Source organism: Kitasatospora sp. NPDC003701 (assembly GCF_053587085.1).
In genome coordinates this window covers 33,695-53,316 of the sequence record NZ_JBSFNM010000065.1, presented here as the reverse complement: position 1 = coordinate 53,316, position 19,622 = coordinate 33,695, and the positions used below count along the sequence as shown (strand labels likewise).

General features: G+C 69.6%; 16 protein-coding genes and 1 pseudogene. 7 read left to right on the top strand and 10 right to left on the bottom strand.

Annotation, left to right across the window (positions count from 1 at the left end; genetic code table 11):
- Positions 1-257, bottom strand: a pseudogene (locus tag ACWDRR_RS37255) (5'-3' exonuclease H3TH domain-containing protein); the annotation flags it as partial.
- Between the two features lie 57 nt (positions 258-314).
- Here ACWDRR_RS37255 and ACWDRR_RS37250 point away from each other — a divergent pair.
- The gene (locus ACWDRR_RS37250; protein ID WP_449776710.1) at positions 315-1,913 is read left to right on the top strand and encodes a recombinase family protein; all 1,599 of its coding nucleotides are present in this window, start codon (positions 315-317) and stop codon (positions 1,911-1,913) included.
- A gap of 221 nt (positions 1,914-2,134) precedes the next feature.
- Here the strand turns inward: ACWDRR_RS37250 and ACWDRR_RS37245 are convergent, their stop codons facing one another.
- The 7 genes from ACWDRR_RS37245 to ACWDRR_RS37215 form a co-directional block, all read right to left on the bottom strand.
- A complete protein-coding gene (locus tag ACWDRR_RS37245) occupies positions 2,135-2,725 on the bottom strand; it encodes an ATP-binding protein (protein ID WP_449776709.1) in 591 nt (196 codons plus the stop codon).
- A 70-nt stretch (positions 2,726-2,795) separates the two neighbouring features.
- Entirely contained in the window at positions 2,796-3,536 is a 741-nt protein-coding gene (locus tag ACWDRR_RS37240) for a class I SAM-dependent methyltransferase (RefSeq protein WP_449776708.1), read from the bottom strand.
- Between the two features lie 72 nt (positions 3,537-3,608).
- The gene (locus ACWDRR_RS37235) at positions 3,609-4,991 is read right to left on the bottom strand and encodes a hypothetical protein (protein ID WP_449776707.1); all 1,383 of its coding nucleotides are present in this window, start codon (positions 4,989-4,991) and stop codon (positions 3,609-3,611) included.
- 2 nt (positions 4,992-4,993) lie between these two features.
- On the bottom strand, positions 4,994-5,755 hold the full coding sequence (locus ACWDRR_RS37230; protein ID WP_449776706.1) for a hypothetical protein: 762 nt from the start codon (positions 5,753-5,755) through the stop codon (positions 4,994-4,996).
- Between the two features lie 41 nt (positions 5,756-5,796).
- Positions 5,797-6,378: a hypothetical protein gene (locus ACWDRR_RS37225; RefSeq protein ID WP_449776705.1), complete on the bottom strand. Its 582-nt coding sequence runs from the start codon at positions 6,376-6,378 to the stop codon at positions 5,797-5,799.
- Positions 6,379-6,530: 152 nt separating this feature from the next.
- Positions 6,531-6,830, bottom strand: a complete 300-nt coding sequence (locus tag ACWDRR_RS37220; protein ID WP_449776704.1) for a hypothetical protein — start codon at positions 6,828-6,830, stop codon at positions 6,531-6,533.
- 87 nt (positions 6,831-6,917) lie between these two features.
- Positions 6,918-7,427 carry a nucleoside-diphosphate kinase gene (locus ACWDRR_RS37215; RefSeq protein WP_449776703.1) on the bottom strand — a complete coding sequence of 170 codons (510 nt, stop codon included), beginning with the start codon at positions 7,425-7,427 and terminating at the stop codon, positions 6,918-6,920.
- Between the two features lie 506 nt (positions 7,428-7,933).
- Here ACWDRR_RS37215 and ACWDRR_RS37210 point away from each other — a divergent pair.
- Genes ACWDRR_RS37210 through ACWDRR_RS37195 form a run of 4 tightly spaced genes read left to right on the top strand, consistent with a single transcriptional unit; the run spans position 7,934 to position 10,838 of the window.
- Complete coding sequence (locus ACWDRR_RS37210; RefSeq protein WP_449776702.1) at positions 7,934-9,214, top strand: helix-turn-helix domain-containing protein; 1,281 nt, start codon at positions 7,934-7,936, stop codon at positions 9,212-9,214.
- Positions 9,211-9,753 carry a flavoprotein gene (locus ACWDRR_RS37205; RefSeq protein WP_449776701.1) on the top strand — a complete coding sequence of 181 codons (543 nt, stop codon included), beginning with the start codon at positions 9,211-9,213 and terminating at the stop codon, positions 9,751-9,753. Before ACWDRR_RS37210 ends, ACWDRR_RS37205 begins: the two co-directional genes overlap by 4 nt.
- Positions 9,754-9,790: 37 nt before the next feature.
- Positions 9,791-10,441, top strand: coding sequence for an NUDIX hydrolase (locus ACWDRR_RS37200; RefSeq protein ID WP_449776700.1), 651 nt, complete (start codon positions 9,791-9,793; stop codon positions 10,439-10,441).
- On the top strand, positions 10,434-10,838 hold the full coding sequence (locus ACWDRR_RS37195) for an NUDIX hydrolase (RefSeq protein ID WP_449776699.1): 405 nt from the start codon (positions 10,434-10,436) through the stop codon (positions 10,836-10,838). The genes ACWDRR_RS37200 and ACWDRR_RS37195 overlap by 8 nt, the downstream gene beginning before the upstream one ends.
- 102 nt (positions 10,839-10,940) lie before the next feature.
- Here the strand turns inward: ACWDRR_RS37195 and ACWDRR_RS37190 are convergent, their stop codons facing one another.
- Positions 10,941-11,696 (bottom strand): hypothetical protein, encoded by a 756-nt coding sequence (locus tag ACWDRR_RS37190; protein ID WP_449776698.1) that lies wholly within the window; start codon positions 11,694-11,696, stop codon positions 10,941-10,943.
- A gap of 443 nt (positions 11,697-12,139) precedes the next feature.
- Here ACWDRR_RS37190 and mobF point away from each other — a divergent pair, with 443 nt between their 5' ends.
- Together mobF and ACWDRR_RS37180 are read left to right on the top strand one after the other, a co-directional pair.
- A complete protein-coding gene (mobF, locus tag ACWDRR_RS37185) occupies positions 12,140-16,108 on the top strand; it encodes a MobF family relaxase (protein WP_449776697.1) in 3,969 nt (1,322 codons plus the stop codon).
- A gap of 1,958 nt (positions 16,109-18,066) precedes the next feature.
- Positions 18,067-18,417 (top strand): hypothetical protein, encoded by a 351-nt coding sequence (locus ACWDRR_RS37180; protein ID WP_449776696.1) that lies wholly within the window; start codon positions 18,067-18,069, stop codon positions 18,415-18,417.
- Between the two features lie 427 nt (positions 18,418-18,844).
- Here the strand turns inward: ACWDRR_RS37180 and ACWDRR_RS37175 are convergent, their stop codons facing one another.
- Positions 18,845-19,507, bottom strand: coding sequence for a hypothetical protein (locus ACWDRR_RS37175; protein ID WP_449776695.1), 663 nt, complete (start codon positions 19,505-19,507; stop codon positions 18,845-18,847).
- Between the last annotated feature and the right edge of the window lie 115 nt (positions 19,508-19,622).

The following is a 19,622-nucleotide window of genomic DNA, read 5'->3' as shown; positions in this document are numbered from 1 at the left end:
GCGGCCCGGATGGCCGCGAGGTCGCCGTACTCGTTGATCAACTGGGCGGCCGTCTTCTCGCCGATCCCCTTGACGCCGGGCAGGCCGTCGCTCGGGTCCCCGCGCAGGGCGGCCATGTCGGCGTACTGGGCGCCGCGCACGCCGTACTTCTCCAGCAGCAGCGCGTCATCGGTGACCTGGAGGTTCCCCATCCCCTTGACGGGGTAGAGCACGGTGATCGCACGGGCGTCGTCCACCAGCTGGAAGAGGTCCCGGTCGCGGGAGGCAGAAGTTTCCCACACGCGAGACCGGGTCTGACCTGCGAGGATTCGGACATGCTCAGAGCCGTTGTCGGTGCACGCGTCAGCGTGGTCAAGGGGGCCGAGAAGGTCTCGCACCTGGTGCAGAAGGAAGCCGGCCAACGCTACGCCGACCGGTCGGGCTGGGAGGTCGTCGGCTACTTCCAGGACCTGGACGTGTCGGCCGAGGTCCGCCCCTTCGACCGGCCTGACCTCGGCCCGTGGCTGGGGGAGAAGGCCAGTCTGTGGGACGCGATGATCTTCTCGAAGGTGGACCGCGTCTTCGGCTCGGCGAAGGACTGCGCGGACGTGGCGCACTGGGCGGAGGCCAACCGCAAGATCCTCGTCTTCTCGGACGACGGCATCGTCCTGAACTTCCGGGACGAGGGCAAGGACTCGATGTCGGCGATGATGAGCAAGGTCTTCCTGATGCTCGCCTCGCTCTTCGCGGAGATGGAGCTCAAGCGGACGAGGGACCGGGTCCTCGGCGCCCACCGGTTCCTGCGGAAGACGGTGCGCTGGCCGGGCGGATATGCGCCCTACGGCTATGAGGTGGTGGATCACCCGGAAGGCGGAAAGACCCTGCGTCTGGAGCCGCACACGGCCGGGGTGGCGCGCGAGATGGCCGAGTGGTACATCGCCGGCTGGTCGTTCCGCGAAATCGCGGGGGAGCTGAATCGCCGCAACGAGCCGACCAACCTGGTCCGCCATCTGAGGGCACAGGGAAAGACCGAGACCTCGAAGGGGAAGAGCGTCGACGGGATCGAGTGGGCCACCAGCGTCGTCGCCGACCTGCTCAGGACCCCGTCGCTGCGCGGGTACAAACTCCACCGTGGCAAGGAGACCCGCGGCGCCGACGGGCTGCCGATCAGGATCGCCGACCCGGTCTTCGACCGAGAGCTGTGGGCCAGGCTGGAGCCCGCGCTCGCGGCCAGATCCACGAAGAAGACCCGGACCTTCTCCACGTCAGCGCTGCTCGGCGTCGCCATCTGCGACGCGTGCAACGGGCCGCTCTATCAGAAGAACGCTCCGAAGAAGTCGAGCGGAAAGGTGTACAGCTACTACCACTGCCCGAGCGGGAGCGCGAAGGGAAGGGCGAACTGCGGAACGTCTCAGCCCTCCCAGCAACTGGAGGACCTGATCGAGGAGACCTTCATCGCGAAGGTCGGCGACAGGCACGTTCCAGTGCGCCGGTACATCCCGGGGGAGGACCACTCGGAGGATCTGGCTGTGGTCAAGCGGGCGATCAAGGGCCTGCGGGAGGAGAAGGACGAAGGCCTGATCGTCGGCCGCGAGGACGAGGACGAGTGGAAGGAACGCATGCGGGCGCTGCTCCACCGGCGAGAGGAGCTCGAAGCCCTGCCGCAGCGGCCGGCGCAGTGGATTTTGGAGGACTCCGATGAAACGTACGCGACGGCTTGGCAGGCCCGGGACACGGCAGGGCGTCGGCAGCTTCTCCTGGACAGTGGGATCAGACTGGTGGTCAAGCCCGGACCTGCCCTCCAAGCCCGGGTCGAGGTTCCGGAGGATCTGGCAGTACGCCTCAGGGATGCGGTCACTCGGAGTGGATTGATTCCGTATGAGGACGGCGGACTGCCTTCCTCCCGAGCGGAGAGGGTCGACACGTCCGGCTGAGAGCGGTGAGCTCGTGCCTCTGCGCTCTTGCCGTTGGAGGGACCGGAGCGATTCCGGTCCCTCCAGGACCGCGGAGTGCAGAGTATCGGGTCGTCCTCATCAGGGTCGGGCGGGCGAATGGGCGGATCATGGCAGTGAGCCGGGGCGAGTCGAGTGAAGGTTGCTGACTGTGGATGGCCTCGTAGACCCAGGACTCGTACAGGGCCGACGCCGACTGCCCATCAGATTCTGCGGAGCCCCACCAATACTCGACCCATCAAGTTCGGCTCACCAACGGGGAGTTGTTCGTCGGTCATGGGCTTGAACGGCCGGGAACGGGCTGCGCGGTTGGATGGCGGAGGCTCTGCGGTTGTCGGCTGCGGCTTCGGCGGGCTGCTCGGGCGCACTTCGGCCCAGACGAGCTTGCCGCCGGTCGGCGGGTGGTAGTAGCCCCACCGGCTGCTCATGTGCTCGACCAGGAACAGGCCGCGTCCGCCCTCGGCGTCGGTGTCGACGTTCTGCGGCACGGGCGGTCGCTTGTCGTGGTCGGCGACCTGCACCAGTACGGCCTGGCCGCGCAGCTGGAGGTAGAGGCCGATCAGCTTCACCTTGGCCAGCTCGGCGGAGGTCAGCCGCTCGGGCTGCTTGGCGTCGTTGGGGTGCTGGACGGCGTTGCCGACCAGCACCGAGACGATCAGCAGCGCGGTGTCGATCAGGTCGGGAGGCGCCTGCCAGCGGCCCAGCACGTCACGGGTGTGACGCCTCGCCCAGCCGGCCGCGTTGGGGGTGTCGGCCAGCAGCAGGTGGTTGTGCGCGGTGGGGACTTGCGACATTGCGGACGCCTCCCGGCGAGAGGCGGTGACCCGGCTGGAGCTGGGCCACCGCTCTGGTTGGGCCGAACTCCTACTTGGTGGCGATGACGTAGACGCTGGCCCACTCGCGCTTCGGGTTGGCCAGGGTGGCGTCGAAGGTCCAGGGCTCGACGGTGGTGAACCCGGCCTCGGTGAACAGCTGGCTCAGCTTCTCGGCGTCGTAGGCCCAGAGGTGCGGGGTGTAGTTCGGGTCATCGTCCTGGTCGCGGAAGACGTAGTTGATCAGGTCGAGGTAGGTGTTGATGTCCTCGCGGCAGGTGCGCTTGGCGTACCAGCGCCCGACCATCTCTTCGGCTTCGACGGGCGCCGCCGGGTAGCGGCTGAGCACGTAGGCGGCGTCGGGCACGCCGGTGATGATCTGTCCGCCGGTGCCGAGCACACGGAAGGCCTCGCGGGCGAAGCCCTTGGCGGAGCGCGGGTAGTCGATGTGCTCCAGGAAGTGTTCGGTGAACAGCAGCTCGACGGTGCTGGTCTCCAGCGGGATGCCCTCGCGCACGTCCCAGAGGAAGTCGGCCGGCGGCACCAGGTCGATGTTGAAGAAGCCGTCGAGCTGGTGGTTGCCGCCGCCGATCTGGACCTTGGTCGGCTGCTCGTCGGGGCCGTTGGGGAAGGCGCGCTGGGTGGCTCGGTGGTACCGGCCGACCTCGATCTCCTTGGCGGCGGCGCGCAGCGTGCGGGCGAGGCCGTGGCCGATGTTCGGGTGGGCCAGCACGTCGGTGATCTGCTTGCCGAGTAGGTCGATGGGCGGATTGCCAGAAATGTCCGTAGACATGGCAGACGTCTCCTCGTAGGCGTGGTGAGCGGTGGAGGGGCCGGCGTTGGCCAGCTGGGCGGTGCCGAGTGGTCAGGCGACCGCGGGGGCCGTGGCCCACTGGTTGTTGCGCATCAGGGTGGAGCGGAGGTCGACCAAGCGCGGGGTGAGGGTGAGGTCCAGCTGCTCGGTCGGGTGGAGGTTGCCGGCCTCGTCGGCGTCGGCGCGCCAGACGCGGTACTGGAGGTCCGGGTAGGCCGGGTTGATGCCGATCTCGCCCTTGGGGATGGTGCCGTTGAAGGGCACCGGGATGTCGAGGTGGTTCCAGTAGTTCCAGGCCTGGAGTGCCTTGACCTGGTCGAAGTAGAAGTAGAAGTCCGGCGACCGGCCAAACGTCCGTAGCTCGCGGTGGATCAGGTGGCCGAGCAGCGGACCGAGCTGGGCGGCGAGGCCGTCGAACTCCCACTTGGTGTGCCGCCAGCGGTCCGGAACCTGCCCCAGGGTGAACAGGCGCGCGGCGACCAGGTGGCTGATGCGGTCGGTGAGGAAGGCCGCAGCGGCGCCCGGGTCGAGCGTGCGGTCGACCTTGGCCAAGGTGGCGGCGAGGTCGGGCACGTGGAACTTGGCGAGGTCGAACCGGCCGATCATCCCCGGTACGGCGAACAGCAGCTCCTTGTAGAGCCAGTTGTTCAGCTCGCCCAGCTCGGCCAGCCGGCGCGTACGTGAACTGGTCGAGTGCAGCATGACGTACTCGGACAGCGCCTCGAAGAACAGGTAGCCGAGGATCGGTAGCCGCGGGATCGTGGCGTCGAGCTGCCGCAGGAAGTCCACGGGCGCGACGATGGCGCCCTGGTAGGCGATGGCGGCGGCCAGCGCCAGGAAGGCGGTCGAGTTCTTCACCCGGCTGACCACCGTCTCGCGCAGCTGGTGCCGCTCGGCCTTCGACAGCAGGTATTCGAGCTGGGTGTAGATGGCCAGGTGGATCGCGCCGAGGCGGAGGTAATCGACGCCGGCCAGCCCCTGGTACGCCTGCGACGGCAGGTCAAGCTCGAAGATCAGCGGGGTGGGCTGGTGGTCCGCTCGCCCGATCTTCGCCAGGAAGGCCGGTGCTTCGCGGGTAAGCACGTAGGAGCCGAGGTTGTGCGGGCGGAAGCCGCTGCCCATCTCGGTGAGCGGCGCGCAGTAGATGCTGCCGACCAGGCAGCCGCCGGAGGGGTAGAGCACGCCGTCCTGGTTGATCTTCTCCAGGGCGTGGGTGACGTGCAGCAGGTGAAGCTTGCCACCGCTGGCCAAGGAGTCGAACAGCGCGTTGCGGCGGAGCAGCTGGCCGTTGGGCGTACCGAGGGACAGCCGGTCCACCCAGGCGGCCTTCTGCACGCCGAGCGGGTCGTCGGCGTTGGGCATCGCCGGCACCAGGCTGGCACCGAAGAAGGCGTGCGCGTCGGCCCAGCTCTCGTAGGCGTCGAGGAAGTCCACGGCTACACCAACCCCTTCTCGGCGACGGCGTAGCGGACGGCGGCCACGCTGAACGCGCCGGAGAGGAAGGCCTCTTCGGAGACGACCACCAGGTCGTAGGCCAGCGGCAGCAGTTGTTCGAAGGCCGGCTCACGGACGAACTCGGCGTTCGGCCACCAGGAGCGCTTCGGCAGCCGGTAGCGGTCGAGGGCATCTGCGACCTTCACCAGGTCGCAGATCTGCTCGGCCTGAGCGTGGTCGGCACGGTCGTCGGCAGTGAACGCCTCGTAGGGCAGCTCGTGCAGCCGGATGGTGGTGGCGGCCTGGATGACCTCGCTCGGGCTGGGCGTGCGTTGGAAGTGCGTCCAGACCAGCTCGGCGTTGGCAGCCAGCCAGATCGCGGCGCGGCTGCCGTGGCCCTGGTCGTCCTTGTCGTGCTGGCGCTGGGTGTCGTGGACGGCCGCCGCGATGACCGCGGTGGCCGTGTCGGACTCGTTCAAGCCGTACCAGTCGGCCAGCAGCGCGGCGAGGACCGCCGTGCGCAGGCCGTGCCGGTGGCCGTGGATGGAGTCGGCGAGCTGGGGTTCGGCGAGCCACCGGGTGGGGACGGCGGCCTGCTCGATGAGGGTCTGCGTGGTGGGGCGTAGCGGCGGCGGCCAGGCCGGCAGGAAGTCCGGTCGGTTGGCCTTGATCCATTCGACGGTGGCGGCGTCGGTGAACTGGTGGAGCGGCAGGTTCTTGCGGGCAGCCAACTCGACCAGGCTGTCCGTGCGGGTTGTGCTCATGGTGCGGCCCACCCCCTCGGTGGTCTTGAGGGTTGGAGGCCTTACCGGATCTCGGCGTTCTGGGCAGCGGCCTTGCGCTCGGCCTCATTGGCCTCGAACTCGGCGGTGAACGCGGCCAACTCCTGCTCGGTCATGACGGCGATGCCCAGTTCGGCGGCAGTGTCGAGGATCTGGGCGGCGGCCTCGTCGCGGGCGGCGTCGGTGGCGGCGTCGGGCAGCAGCACCTCGAACTCGGCGTGGTAGCCCCACGCCTCGCTCCACTTGACGGCGATCTCCACGCCGCCGAAGCGGAAGTTGCGGCGGAAGTTGAACGCCTCGTGCCGGGTGTCCTCGAAGCCGAGCGCGCCGAACAGCTGGACGGCCTTGGCCACGTCCTCCTTGGCGATGGCGAACTCGGTCTCGCCGAAGGCGGCGCCCTGGCCGATCCGGCTGTCCTTGAGCGTGATCTTGGCGGTGCCGGCCGACTGGTTGTCGGTGACCTTGAGCAGTTGGTCCGGCAGCACGAAGAAGTGGATCAGCTTGTTGTCCTGGCCCAGGTCCTCGCCGTCACGGACAAGGCGCTCCACCAGGGCGTCGTGGGTGTCCTTGTCGAACCGGGCGCGCATCTCGATCTCGACGGCCATCGCGGTCGTCCTCTCCTGATTTGGGCATGGCGGATGGGGCCGCACCGGCGCCGAGGTACCCCCTGGCCGGTGCAGATGATCTTGTATTCGGTTGGTAGCCGGTGGTGCGGCCAGTCACTGCTCCCCTGACCGCACCACCGGCAGCTCCTACGTCAGGCCTGCTCGCCGAACCGCTCACGGACGACGCCCGCGTGCAGGTAGTTCGGCAGCGGCACGCCGCCGACGGTGGTGCGCTTGGTGGCCACCTGGTCCTCGGTGTCGGACGGGAAGCCCTCCAGCAGCTGGAGGCACTGCTTCACCCACTCGCGGGAGGTGTCCCACTCGCTGGCGTCGCGCAGGCGCAGCGCCAGGGCGTACGCCGTTTCGGTGGCGGCCCAGCGGTCCGTCGCCAACTCCTGCTGGAAGGCGGCCTCCAGCTCGGCCGGCGAGGCCAGGCGGGTCGTGCTCGTCATCGGCTCTTCTCCTCGTGTCGTGCCAGTCGTTCTCGTGGTGGTGAACTTGGCCGACGTCACCGGGGTGACGCCCAGGAGGCCGCCGAATCAGTAGATGTACGTCTCGGCCAGCGTCTTGTAGTCGAACAGCTCGTCCTTGGCGAACCAGAGGTCGACTTCCTGCGCGGCCTCCTCGCGGTTGCCGGAGGCGTGGATCAGGTTCGCCACCGCCTTGCCGACGGCCACGCTGGCGCCCCGGCTCATGTGCGAGAAGTCGCCGCGGATGGTGCCCGCCGGCGCCTGGTCCGGGTAGGTGCTGCCGACGATCTTGCGCACCGTGGCGATGGCGTCGTAGCCCTCCAGCACCAGGGCGATCACCGGGCCCTGCTGCATGAACGTCGCGGTCAGGTTGTAGACCTCGGGGCCGAGGCGCTCCTCCAGGTCCGCGTAGTGCCTGCGGGTGAACTCGGCGTCCATCCACTTCATCTTCGTGCCGACGATCTTGAGCGCGGCGTCCTCGAACCGCTGCAGAACCCGGCCGGACAGACCACGGGCCACCGCGTCGGGCTTGAGCAGGACAAGCGTGCGCTCGACCTGGCCCTGGATCTCCTCGGTCATTTGTTCCCTTTCCCGTGCCAGAGTGGCGATTTGACGGTGAATCAAACACGTCTGGCACCGAGGTTACCTGCGAGAGTGAAGCGGTTTTCGGTACGCCGGGCAGACCCGCGGAGGAGTCGAACAGCGTTCCTGCTGATCACTCCCTATGAAGACCGGTGCTGACCTAGACTTCAGCCAGTACTGGCCTTGCAACTGTCCGTGCAGGTGTGGGCCTTGCTCCGGCCCTAAGTCTGGAACTGCCACCCACCTCCCACCATGCCGTCACAGTGCGGCGACGGTGCACTCGCGGTGCAGCAAGCCGACCGACGGGCGGCGGGTGACGGTTCGGCGGCATGAGCTGCTCCTCTCAGGGATGACGTGGCTGATGCCAAGTCAACTCCACGAAGTAGCAGGCTGGTCCGCCTTGTCGCATGTTCTGCATGAGCTATGCAGATCGTGCATAACATCTTGATCCAGATCGGCTGGCGCGGCCCTCGCCAGGCAGGCTGAGGGTGGCAGGAGGAGTCATGTCGGAGGCGGTCCCCGCGGCCATCGACGCACGCCAGATCGGATCGGTGATCCGTCGCGCCCGGGTGATCGCTGCCCGGTCGCAACACGATGTGGCTTCCAAGCTGGGCTACCACCAGTCGAAGCTGAGCCGACTGGAGAAGGGCGTCGGCACCGACGACGTACGGATCTTGCGAGCCGTCGCGGCGGAACTCGACATTCCCTTGGAAAGCCTGGGCCTGACCGCCTCCCCCAGCAGCACGGATCTCAGGACGAACGACATGCAGCGTCGAGGCTTCCTGGCAGCCAGCGTGGCAGCTCTCGCGCTCCCAGCTGCCCGCCCTCACACCGCCAGCCTGGAGCTGGTCCAAGCCCTCCTGCCCACGGCGAGTGGCCTCGCCGACCGGCAGCTGCTCGCCGAGGCCACTCTTCGTCAGGAGCTGTCGAAGGCTCGCCGGCTGCTCTACGGCTGCCGCTACACCGAACTCGAAGCCCTGCTGCCCGCACTGCTCACCGACCTTCGCCGTGCTCAGCACGACGCGCCCGACAGCCTGATGCTGGCCAGCATGGCCGCCACCGCCTACCAGACCACCGTCAGCATGTTGATCAAGCTCGGCGACACCGGCAACGCCTGGCTCGCGGTGGGGCGGGCGATGAGCGAGGCCGAGCGCAGCGGCAACCCGATAGTCCTGGCCTCCAGCGTCCGGGTCCAGACCCACCTGATGGCCCGCGAACGCCACACCGCACCGGCCGTCACGATGGTCCGGCACGCCGCCGACCAGCTCGGCGGCCACTACGACCAGCGCGAACCCGGAGACCTCGCCGCGTTCGGCCTGATGCTGCTGCGTGGGGTTACCGCTGCAAGCACCGGCGGCGACCGCTCGACCACCACCGAGCTGCTGGACCAGGCAGACGAAGTGGCCCGGTACGTCGACCGCGATCACCCGGACGCCTGGGCGAACTTCAGCCCAACCAACGTGGCGCTGCACCGGGTGTCGGCTGCGGTGGCCCTGGGCGAAGCCGGCGCCGCCGTCGAGGCGGCCAGGCCACTGCTGCGCCGCCGCATCCCAGCCCCGGAACGACAAGCCGCCTTGTGGGTGGACCTTGCCAGGGCGTTCAACCAGCAGGGCAAACTGTCCGAGGGCTACCGCGCCTTGCGCATCGCCGAACGGCACGCTGCTGAGGACATCAGGCGTCGCCCGGACATCCGGGAGCTGGTGGCCGACATGACGGCACGCGACCGTCGCGGTGCCTTGCCGGAGCTACGCCAGTTCAGCCGCGAGTTGGGAGTCCGACCTTGAGCAAGCAGCCCTTCCTGTACGTCGCCGTCTGCGCCTCCGGCATCGCCGACGACGTGAGCCAGCTGATCACCGCGGCTCAAGAGGAAGGGTGGCGAGTCGGCGTGGTGGCCACCCCGAACGCCATGGGGTTCATCGACCAGGCCACCATCGAGCAGCAGACCGGCTACCCGATCCGCTCGGCCTGGCGCACGCCCGACGTACCGGCCTCACTGCCGCCGGCCGACGCCATCGCCGTCGCGCCCGCCACGTTCAACACGATCAACAAGTGGGCCGACGGCCACGCGGACACCCTGCTGCTCGGCATCCTCACCGAGTCGTATGGCCTGGGCATCCCCGTGGTCGCCCAGCCGTACGTCAACTCTGCCCAGGCCGCCCACCCGGCCTACGCGGCCAACGTCGAGCGGCTGAAGGCCATGGGCGTGCTGTTCGGCGACTACGTGCCGCACAAGCCGAAGGCCGGCGGTGGCCGTGATCAGTACGACTGGAGTACCCCGCTGCGGCTGCTGCGCCCGGTGCTCGAAGCCAAGAGCAAGGCGTAGCCAACCAGTCAGCTCGAAGCTCGGGGAGGGGCAGCAGGTGGACGTGGTGGTCAGCTGGACAGGCAGATCCGCCTGCTGGCTCCAGGAGGCGCTGCGCGACACCAACGAGGCGTTCGCCGCCCGGCTGGGCATCGCGGTCCGCACGGTGGCCAGCTGGCACAAGAGCCCGGAACTCGTCCCGCGCACCGAGATGCACCAGCTCCTCGACCAAGCCCTGGAAGCCGCGGCGCCCGCCGCGCAGAAGCGGTTCGCGCTGCTGCTCACCGAGTCCACCGGCAGCCAGACCGCCCAGGCCTTGCGGGTGGCCGTCGCGGTGGTGGTCCGCGGTGCGGACGTGCTGCTCGTCTGCCGCCGGGATGACGAGTCCGCCGGCATCCGCTGGCAGTTCCCAGCCGGGGTGATCAAGCCGGGTGGCAGTCCAGCTTCGGCGGCCGTCAGCGAGACGCTGGCCGAGACCGGCGTCCACTGTGCAGTGCGCCAAGACCTCGGCGGCCGGCTCCACCCGTCCACCGGTGTGTGGTGCGAGTACTTCCTCGCCGAGTACCTGGTGGGCGAGGCCCAGAACCAGGACAAGATCGAGAACGCCGACGTGATGTGGGTTCCGCGAAACGCGGTGCCCCGGTTCATCCCCGTCGATACGATCTTCCCGCCCATCCTGGCCGCCCTGGAGGAACCCCAGAATGACTGAGCCGACCAGCACGAAGCCGGGCATCGCCGCCGCCATCGTGGTCCAGGACGGCCGCGTCCTGATGGTCCAGCGGCGGGTCAAGGAGGGTGAGCTGTCGTGGCAGTTCCCGGCCGGTGAGGTCGAGGCCGGCGAATCGCCGGAAGCAGCTGCTGTCCGCGAGACCGCCGAGGAAGTCGGCCTGACGGTGAAGGCCGTCCGCCCGCTCGGCGAGCGCGTTCACCCGAAGACCGGTCGGCAGATGTCGTACACCGCCTGCGAGGTGGTCAACGGCACGGCCACGGTGGTCGACACCGAGGAGCTGGGTGCGCTGGCGTGGATCACCCACGAGCAGATCCCCGAGTTCGTTCCGTACGGCCTGTTCGAGCCGGTGCAGGTGTACCTAGATGCAGTCATGTAGTCAGACGCCGCCACAGGGAACTGTTGGGCTGGTACCGATGGCCTGCGAGCATACGTACGTCGCATGCTGCCGGGCCCAGCTCGCCGCTGTGCAGGACAGCCGCTACGCGGCGTAGGTGACCCCGTTGAACGTGAATGCCCCACTGCGCGAGATTGCGATGGCGGTGGGCTCGGCGATGCCGGTCGTTGAGTCGACCACTCCGAAGCCCATCGCCGGGCGGAATGACGAGGCTGTCGACGGTGCAGTGCGGCGAAGCGTTCCGATCTCGAAGCCCCAGAGAGTGTCGGCCGTCGGGTCGCCGGTCGGGATCTCTCCGATCAGTGCGAGGCCCCTGGTCCTGCTGCAGATGATGGAGTGTCCGAACCCGCGAGCGAGCAGGATGGCGAGCGCGCCCGGATAGCGGCTGGCACCGGGGCCGGTGGCGCTGAGGCTCAGCCACCCCGGTGCGACCGGGTGGATTCCGGCGGTGACCGCAAGACCTAGATCAGAGATGACTGGGTGCCAGCACGAACACGAGCCGACTGTCAGGGCGTCTCTGCCGGCTCCAGCCCCGGCTTGGATGACGATGTCTCCTGAGTAGATAGCGCGCAGGCGAGCGAGGGTGCTCGTGGCGCATTCGGAGCCCTTGTGAGCTGACCCGTGTTGGCGGGCGCTCATGACAACTACACGGTCCGGCTGCCAGTCGCCAACGAACCGGAGCAGGTTCATCACGGCGCGCGGATGGCGGCTGGGTGCCAGCAGGTCTGCGACGACGACCACCCGCTCGCCGACCGTCGGCGGCACATATCCAGGGCGCGAGCGGAGAAGTTGCGCGAGCGGCGCGTCGGCGTGAGCAGTACGAGGTTCACGGTTCGTCACAGGGGCGGCATCCCAGGGAGTCGATGGGGATCGGATCCGTTGCTCCGCAGTGGCCGGAGGCAACTCGGATCAGAAGGAGCGAGTGGCCCTTTCTGGCCATGACTCTAGCTACAAAAGCCCAGCTCGGAAACCCCCTGTCTTCACGACTGAGAATCCCTGATAAGTAACGATAAATATCGAGACATGAATGACAGGAAAACCGTCCCTTCGTCGCCGCGATTCCATCGAATCTGCAGGTCAGGGTGACGATTTGAGGATGCCCGGCATCGCCATCTGCTCCGCTCGAAGCCATCCAGACACCTCTTGCAGATATTCTGAGCATGGTCCGCTGCGCGGGGCTAAAGTACTCGCATGGTATTTGGTGAGGTAGGTGAATCGGCGGCTCGAATAGCCGTCATGCCTACCCTCATCCGGGTTTCGGAAAGCTGGGGGTGGTCGCGTTGATGACCATCCACAAGCTCACCGCCGGCAACGGCTACACCTACCTGACGCGCCACGTCGCGGGCGGCGACGTACAGCGTCAGCGGGGCCAGTCCGCCGAGGAGTACTACACCCAGAAGGGCAACCCGGCCGGCGTCTGGCTCGGCCGCGGCGCGCCCCTGCTCGGCCTCGACGGGACCACCGTCACCGAGCAGCAGATGAAGCACCTGTTCGGCCTCGGCCAGCACCCGGACGCCGAACGCCTCATCGCCGAGCACCTGGCCGCCAACGTGCGCGCCGACATGGACGAGGACCAGCTCAAGGCCGTCCAGGCCGCCGCGATCAAGGCCGCCACCCTCGGCCGCAAGTACCCCGAGTACGAGCCCCTCGACCCGTTCGCCGAGCGCGTCGAGCGGCGCCTGGCCGTCATCGAGAAGGAGACCCGGCGCACCCCCACCAGCGCCGAGGTCAAGAAGGTCCAGCAGGAGGAGTCCCGTCGCCAGCGCGCCGCCGTCGCGGGCTTCGACCTGGTCTTCGCCCCGGTGAAGTCCGCCGCGGTGCTGTGGGCGCTGGACGAGCGCCCGGAGGTCCGCGCCGCCGTCCGCGAGGCCCACGAGGCCGCCCGCGACGCCGCGCTGGAGCTGCTGGAGGAGAACGCCGCGCACACCCGCACCGGCAGCACCGGCCAGGCCCAGATCGACACCAGGGGCCTGGTCGCCGTCGCGTTCGACCACTTCGACTCCCGGGCCGGCGACCCCAACCTGCACACCCACGTCGTCGTCGCCAACAAGATCCAGGGTGTCGACGGGAAGTGGCGTTCGCTGGACGCCCGCAGCCTGCTGGCGATGACCGTGGCCACTAGCGAGTTCTACAACTCCCGCTTCGAGACCGAGCTGACCGCCCGGCTCGGCGTCACCTTCGAGGCCCGCGAGGACTCCGCCATCAAGCGCCAGCCGGTGCGCGAGATCACCGGCGTCCCCGTCGAGGCGATCACCCACTTCTCCTCCCGCCGGACCGAGATCGAAGCCCGCTACGAGCAGCTGCTGCGGGAGTACCGGCGCGAGCACGGCCACGACCCCTCCCGCGGCATGACCCACCAGCTCGCCCGCCAGGCGAACCTCGACACCCGCGAGGGCAAGAAGGCTGCCCGCTCCCTGGAGGAGATGCGCGCCGACTGGACCCACACCGTCACCACCGCCCACGGCCAGGACATCGTCCAACGCGTGATGGCGGCCGTCCCCGCGCACGAAAACACCCCGGCCACCACCCAGCAGGAGGAACCGAAGCAGGTCGAGATCCCCGCCCTGGCCGCCGCCGTGATCACCGCCGTCGGCGAGGAGCGCGCGGTGTGGACAGTGTGGAACCTGCGCGCCCACGCCGAGCGTCTGGCCCGCTCCGAGCACCCCACCAGCACCACCGAGCACCGGCGGCTGGTCGAGGCGATCGTCACCGAGGCCGTCTCCCCGGCCCACAGCATCCGCGTCGGCGCCCCCGCCCTGCTCGACGAGCCCGAGGAACTGCGCCGCGCCAACGGCGACTCCGTGTTCGTCCGGCACGCCTCCACCCGCTACACCAGCACCGCCATCCTGGACGCCGAGCGCCGCCTGGTCGACGCCGTCCTCACCCCCGTCAATCCGGGCCTGAACCCGGCCTTCGTCGGCGCCGCGATCGACGGCTTCGAGGCCCGCAACCGCGCCCTGGACGAGGGCCAACGCGCCCTCGTTACCGCGTTCGCCACCGACACCCGGTTGGTCTCCCTCGGCCTCGGCCCGGCCGGCTCCGGCAAGACCACCGCGATGCAGGCGTACGTCCACGTCGCCAACCAGGCAGGCCAGCGCGTCGTCCCGCTCGCCACCTCCGCGGCCTCCGCCGCCGTCCTCGCCCGCGACCTCAAGCAGCCCGCCGAGAACCTCCACAAGTTCCTCTGGGAGCACACCGGCGGCACCTACGCCGCCCAGCTCAGCACCGGCCAGAACGTGCCGTCGAACCGGGCCGGCTTCGTGCTGAACCCGGGCGACGTCGTCCTGGTGGACGAGGCCGGAATGGCGGGCACCCTGAACCTGGACCGCCTCACCCGCATCGCCGCCGAGCACGGCGCGAGCGTGCGCCTGCTCGGTGACTACCGCCAGCTCAGCAGCGTCGAAGCGGGCGGCGCACTGCGGCTGATCGCCGCCGAAGCCGGCGCCGTCGAACTCACCACCCTCCACCGGTTCAGCAACAAGGACGAGGCTGCCGCCACCCTCAAGATCCGCACCGGCGACGCTGCTGGACTGGACTTCTACTTCGCCAACCAGCGGGTGGTCAGCGGCTCGAGTACCGCCATGGTCGAGGCCGCCTACGAGGGCTGGAAGGCCGACATGCTCGCCGGCCGCACCACCCTGATCAGCGCCCGCACCGGCACCGACGTCACCGCGCTGTCCGCCCGCGCCCGCGAGGACCGCGTGGCCGCCGGCCAGGTCGAGGCCGACGGCGTGCTGCTGCGCGACGGCAACCGCGCGGGCAAGGGCGACTGGATCGTCACCCGCGAGAACAACCGCAAGATCACCACCAACCGGGGCGCCGACTTCGTCAAGAACGGCGACGCCTGGCAGGTCCTCAAGCGCCACGAGGACGGCTCGCTCAATGTCCGCCACCTGGAGCACCGCGGACGCCTCACCCTGCCCGCCGAGTACGTCGCAGCCAACGTCCAGCTGCTCTACGCCTCCACCATCACCCGCTCCCAGGGCGGCACCGTCGACACCGCCCACCCCCTGGTCACCGACGACACCACCCGCGAGGAGCTGTACGTCCAGCTCAGCCGCGCTCGCCACACCACCACCCTCTACACCGCCACCCACGACCTCCTCCCGTTCGACACCGACGAGCAGTTCGACCAGCCCAAGAACGACCCCAACTCCTTCGCCGCCCGCGAGGTGCTGGAGCGCGTCCTGGGCCGCGAAGGCGCCCAGCTCTCCGCCACCGAGACCATCCGAGGCGCCCAGGAAGAATCCGTCTCCCTGGGCACCCTCGCGCCCCGCCACCAGCACGCCATCGAGACCCTGACCACCCCCCACTACCACCAGCTCATCCACCGACTCCTCGGCCCCGCCCTCGCCGAGCAGATCACCACCGACGACGCCATGACCGCCGTCACCCGCGCCCTGCGAGGCGCCGAAGCCGCTGGCTGGCAGCCCGAGCGCCTGCTCGCCGCCGCCACCTGGCGCGGCGACCTCAACCCCGCCGACTCCCCGGCCCCAGGCCCTTGCCTGGCGCCTGAACACCATCACCCACGACCGCCCCGCCCCCGCCCACCTCAACGCACCCACCACCGCCGACACCACCCGCTACGCCACCCTGGTCGCGCAGCTCACCGGCCTGCCCGCCCACTGCCTCGACCCCGAGACCGCCGCCGACCAGCCGGCCGCCCTGCGCATCGCGCCCGCCGCCGCCCAGGCCGCCGACGCGCACCCGCACGTCTGCGCAGACACCCTCAACCGCTACGCCACCAGCGCCGCCACCACGCTCAACACCACCACCGACCGCGTCACCGCCCACCCGCAGTGGCCCCACCTCGCCGGAGCCTTGGCCGCCGCCGAGCGCACCGGCCGCGACACCACCACCCTGCTCACCGCCGCCGCCACCCGGACCACCGGCGCGAGCGATCCGGTCACCGCCCTGACCCGCGCCGCCCGCACCCACCTGGCCACCGACGGTATCCCCGAAACCCACCAGCAGGCCCCCGAAGCCCTCCGTCACCAGGCCCTCCTCGCCACCGTCCTCGGCAACGAGCACGCCACCCGCGCACTGGGCGAGAACACCTGGCCCGCCCTCACCGCCGCCCTGCGCCGTGCCGAGACCGCCGGCCACGAACCCGCCACCCTGCTAGGCCAGGTCGCCGAGAGTCGCCCGCACACCGGCGCCGGCAGCCTCAGCCAGGTCCTCGCCTGGCGCATCGGCCGCTACCTCGCCGCCGACGCCCCGACAAGCACCGCCCAGAACAACGACGGCGCTGAAGCGGAGCTGTGGCGCACCCTGGCCTGGACCCTCAAGGCGATCGAGAACATCGGCACCACCGCGGAGACCACCCTCACCGGGGCGACCGGCCGCACCGCGCTGCCCGAACTTCTCCAGCACGCCCAGCAGCAGGCCCTCGCGCACATCCGTGTCGCCTTCGGCCGCGCCGACCTCCCGGCCTGGATCAGCGCCGTCCCGCGCTCCACCGCTGCCAACGCACGCCACCACGAGTACCTCACCGAGAGCACCGCGCTGATCGCCAGCCGCGTCTCGGTGCTCGGCGAGCGCACCGTAGGGGTGCGCCCGGAGTGGAGCTGTACCCTCGGTGACGCCCCCACCGCCCCCATCCTGCACGCCCAGTGGCAGAAGCAACTGGCCGTCGTCGCCGCCTATCGCGACCAGTACCGGGTCACCGACGACAACGCCGCCCAGCCCGCCGGCCCCTACATCGAGGAAGGTCGCGCCAGCCACCGCGCATACTGGCAGGCCGCCGAAGCTGCTATCGCGGCCCGCCGCATCGCGACCTCGAACGCCCCGGCGGCGGCCACGGCGAACAGCGACCAGCAGGCCCTCCGCCGACTCGCCGCCGACGTCTATCGCACCTTGCCCGAGGCCGACCAGGCCGAGATCCTGCGCATCGTCGCCGCCCGGACCGGCGCGTCCTGGCTCGCCGGCCGCCCGCGCCTGGATGATGCCGCCCTGGCCCAGCAGCACGTCGCCGAACACGTCAGCACGGTGCTCGCCGAACGGCGCCAGCTCACTGCCGAGGCCATCCAACCCGAGCAGCCGCAGTCGGAGGAGCGCCACCAGCCGACCCTCGCCGAACGCCGCCGAGCCGGCCGCCAAGCCGAGCGCCAAGCCCACCGTGACCAGCTCCAGCAGCGCGGCGGACAGTCCGCCCGAGCCGCCCGGCCCTCGCCGAACCGCCGAATCGGGCCCGCCGATCAGCGCCAAGACCAGGATCGAACTCGGAGCCTTGGCGCTCAGCCGATGCAGGCTCAGCAACCGCCGCAGGTTCGCCCCGAGCAGCAGGGCCCTCGTATCCGCTGAGGTCCGTGCCACCGTCGACCCGCGGGCCAACGACTGCGAGGCCCCTGGGTATCGCACTCGACGTGCCGGTTCAATGACGGTGCGTCAGTCAACCTATTAGGATGTGACCGTGCGACTTTCAAGCCTGTCCATCGAGAGCTTCCGGGGCCTCCGGAATCAGCCGGTGGGCTCCGGCGCGGTCGTGTCCGAGCCCGTGGCCATGCTTGTGGGGCACAACGGTGGCGGCATGTCCAATGTGCTCAGCGCGCTGAGCATGCTCCGCAGCCTCGTGGACATGTCGAGGGGCGACCGTCCGGACGCATGGCGCGCAGATGCGATGTGGGCGGACGAGTTTGACGTCCGGGCTCCCAAGTACCTTCTTGCGCAGGCGAAGTACCGGCAGCGCCTTACCGAGAACGCGCTCTATGCAGAGGTGAGGCGTCGCTCTGCGGTCAGCGCTGCGCGTCAGCGTAGTGGGTTCGAGCTGCCGCGCCTGGAGTCGAACGAAGGAACTCGGTGGGCGCTGCGGGCATCCCGGGACTATGCTGCGCGGTTCACCACTGTCCTGGCGTCGGTGTCCGAGCCGCTGGCCTCGTCCGAAGCCTCGAAGGCTGATCTCCTCCGCCTACTACTGGCACAACTCCACCAGACCACCGCCCGCGTCCGCACCGCTGCCAGCGAGAGCCTGTACCGCTGGTTCGTGCCTCTCCCGTCGCCGCCGGTGCCTGCGCCGGTTCCAGGCTACCGGCCCCGGAGCTGGACGTGTGCGTGTGACACTGATCGGCTAGCTGGCCCAGTGGTGCCTCGGGGGCCGGGTGCTCCGTCCCGGTCCGTCATTCCATGGGGACACGGGGCTGGGTTGGGTCGGCGAGTGCTGGTTCTCGCGGCCTAGCCGCACCGCGCGTCTCCCTCCAACTCCGAGGTAGACATGCAGAGTTCGAAGGTTCTCGTCGTACTGCTCTCCGTTGTGGCGTCCGTTGTCCTGCCGTGGGGAGCCCTTCTGACGGTGCTCCTGGCGGTCATCGGCCACCTGGTTTTCAGCCGGTACTGGCCCGGCGATTCAGCTGACCGGCGTGCCGTGATCGAGTTGAAGGAGCAGAACAAGCACGAGCTGCGGCGTAGCACGGCGCAGCGTAAGCGGGAGAAGTCGAAGGAACGGGAGCAGGCGCGTCAGGCCAAGTCTCTGGAACGAGGTAAGTCCCAGCCGACGTACCTGGTCGTCCAAGCACAGCCGGCTGCTGTGGAGCCCCTCCAGCGCCACCCCGATTCCGCTCGATAGCCGGCAGTCGCACGAAGCCCCTCGCATCGCAGATCGAGGGGCTTCGTGGTGTGGCGCCTGGCTCTCCCGGCCGGGGACTACGGTGACTGCATGCCCGACCTGCGCCGCCCGTTCGACCCGTTCCTGCCCGCCAGTGAGATCCCCGACTCGGGCAACCCCTATCTGCCGGCCGCCCGACCGGTCGACGAAGTCGAACTCGCCACCGCGACGGAGCCGCGGCTGGACCTGCTCGCGGTCTACGTCCGCACCACCGGACGTTCGCGGCCGACCGTGCTGACCGGCTGGCGGAAGCTGGACACCGGCGAGTGGGTGGCCCGGGTAGTCCGGCCTCGACCGGGAGGCGGTGTGGGTCCACGTCGACCTCCACACCCTGGTCCCTGTCCCGGTCACCGACGCGCTGCTCACGACCTCCCCGGGCACCAGCTGATCAGCGACCTGCCGGGAGCGGGTTGGTCAGGCCGATCAGGGTGGCTGCCTCGTCGCCGGTGATCCGGCCCCGCTCCAGCAGCGCGGCGGCCACCCGCTCCACCCTCTCCCAGACCGCGTCCAAGGCGGCGTCCGCGACTTTCTCGTGCTCCCAGTAGTCGTAGCGTTCGGGACCGGTGCCGTAGGCGAGCCGGTGGCCTTGTCGGCGGAGCAGCCAGTCGGCGATGGTCTGGTCGCCCAGGCCGCCAGCCTCGACCGCCCAGGCCCGGTCGGCCGAGAGCTCCACCCCGGCCTTCCGCAACCACATCAGCTGGGCACGGACACCGGCGGCCAGGACGACCAGGGCGTGGTCGGGCTTGGTGAGGACCAGCTGGTCCGTCATGTTCTCGTTCGCCCCGCCGACGGAGACCGGGTGCCCGCACACGGAGTTGGGCAGGTCGGCACCGAGGTTCACCGCTTCGACGTGGATGCCGAGGACGAGGGCGGTCACGGTGTGGCCGGCCTCGTGGAAGGCGCTGCTGGTCCGCTCGGTGGCCTTCGGCAGGTCGAGCGCGCCGCCGACGCAGCAGCGGGGCGCCGGGGCGGGGTGGTGGGTGTAGCCGGCGTGGAGCGTACCCGTGGAGGGCGTCTCGATCTCCAGCCAGTGCGGGGGCGGGGGTGTCATGGGAGCAGTCTTCCGCGTGCTGCGCCAACCGGTCGAACCCGTAAACGCCGGGCGGCGGCACCTCCGCACTCTCCACCCTGGCCAGTTGGTTGGGCCAGACTGTTTTCGTCAGAGT

Excerpts from the sequence above, each read along its gene's own strand:
- ACWDRR_RS37225 (WP_449776705.1), bottom strand. The coding sequence starts at position 6,378 with ATGGCCGTCGAGATCGAGATGCGCGCCCGGTTCGACAAGGACACCCAC.
- ACWDRR_RS37180 (WP_449776696.1), top strand. The coding sequence starts at position 18,067 with ATGCAGAGTTCGAAGGTTCTCGTCGTACTGCTCTCCGTTGTGGCGTCC.
- ACWDRR_RS37215 (WP_449776703.1), bottom strand. The coding sequence starts at position 7,427 with ATGACCGAGGAGATCCAGGGCCAGGTCGAGCGCACGCTTGTCCTGCTC.
- mobF (WP_449776697.1), top strand. The coding sequence starts at position 12,140 with ATGACCATCCACAAGCTCACCGCCGGCAACGGCTACACCTACCTGACG.
- ACWDRR_RS37195 (WP_449776699.1), top strand. The coding sequence starts at position 10,434 with ATGACTGAGCCGACCAGCACGAAGCCGGGCATCGCCGCCGCCATCGTG.
- ACWDRR_RS37220 (WP_449776704.1), bottom strand. The coding sequence starts at position 6,830 with ATGACGAGCACGACCCGCCTGGCCTCGCCGGCCGAGCTGGAGGCCGCC.
- ACWDRR_RS37250 (WP_449776710.1), top strand. The coding sequence starts at position 315 with ATGCTCAGAGCCGTTGTCGGTGCACGCGTCAGCGTGGTCAAGGGGGCC.
- ACWDRR_RS37240 (WP_449776708.1), bottom strand. The coding sequence starts at position 3,536 with ATGTCTACGGACATTTCTGGCAATCCGCCCATCGACCTACTCGGCAAG.
- ACWDRR_RS37230 (WP_449776706.1), bottom strand. The coding sequence starts at position 5,755 with ATGAGCACAACCCGCACGGACAGCCTGGTCGAGTTGGCTGCCCGCAAG.
- ACWDRR_RS37210 (WP_449776702.1), top strand. The coding sequence starts at position 7,934 with ATGTCGGAGGCGGTCCCCGCGGCCATCGACGCACGCCAGATCGGATCG.
- ACWDRR_RS37175 (WP_449776695.1), bottom strand. The coding sequence starts at position 19,507 with ATGACACCCCCGCCCCCGCACTGGCTGGAGATCGAGACGCCCTCCACG.
- ACWDRR_RS37245 (WP_449776709.1), bottom strand. The coding sequence starts at position 2,725 with ATGTCGCAAGTCCCCACCGCGCACAACCACCTGCTGCTGGCCGACACC.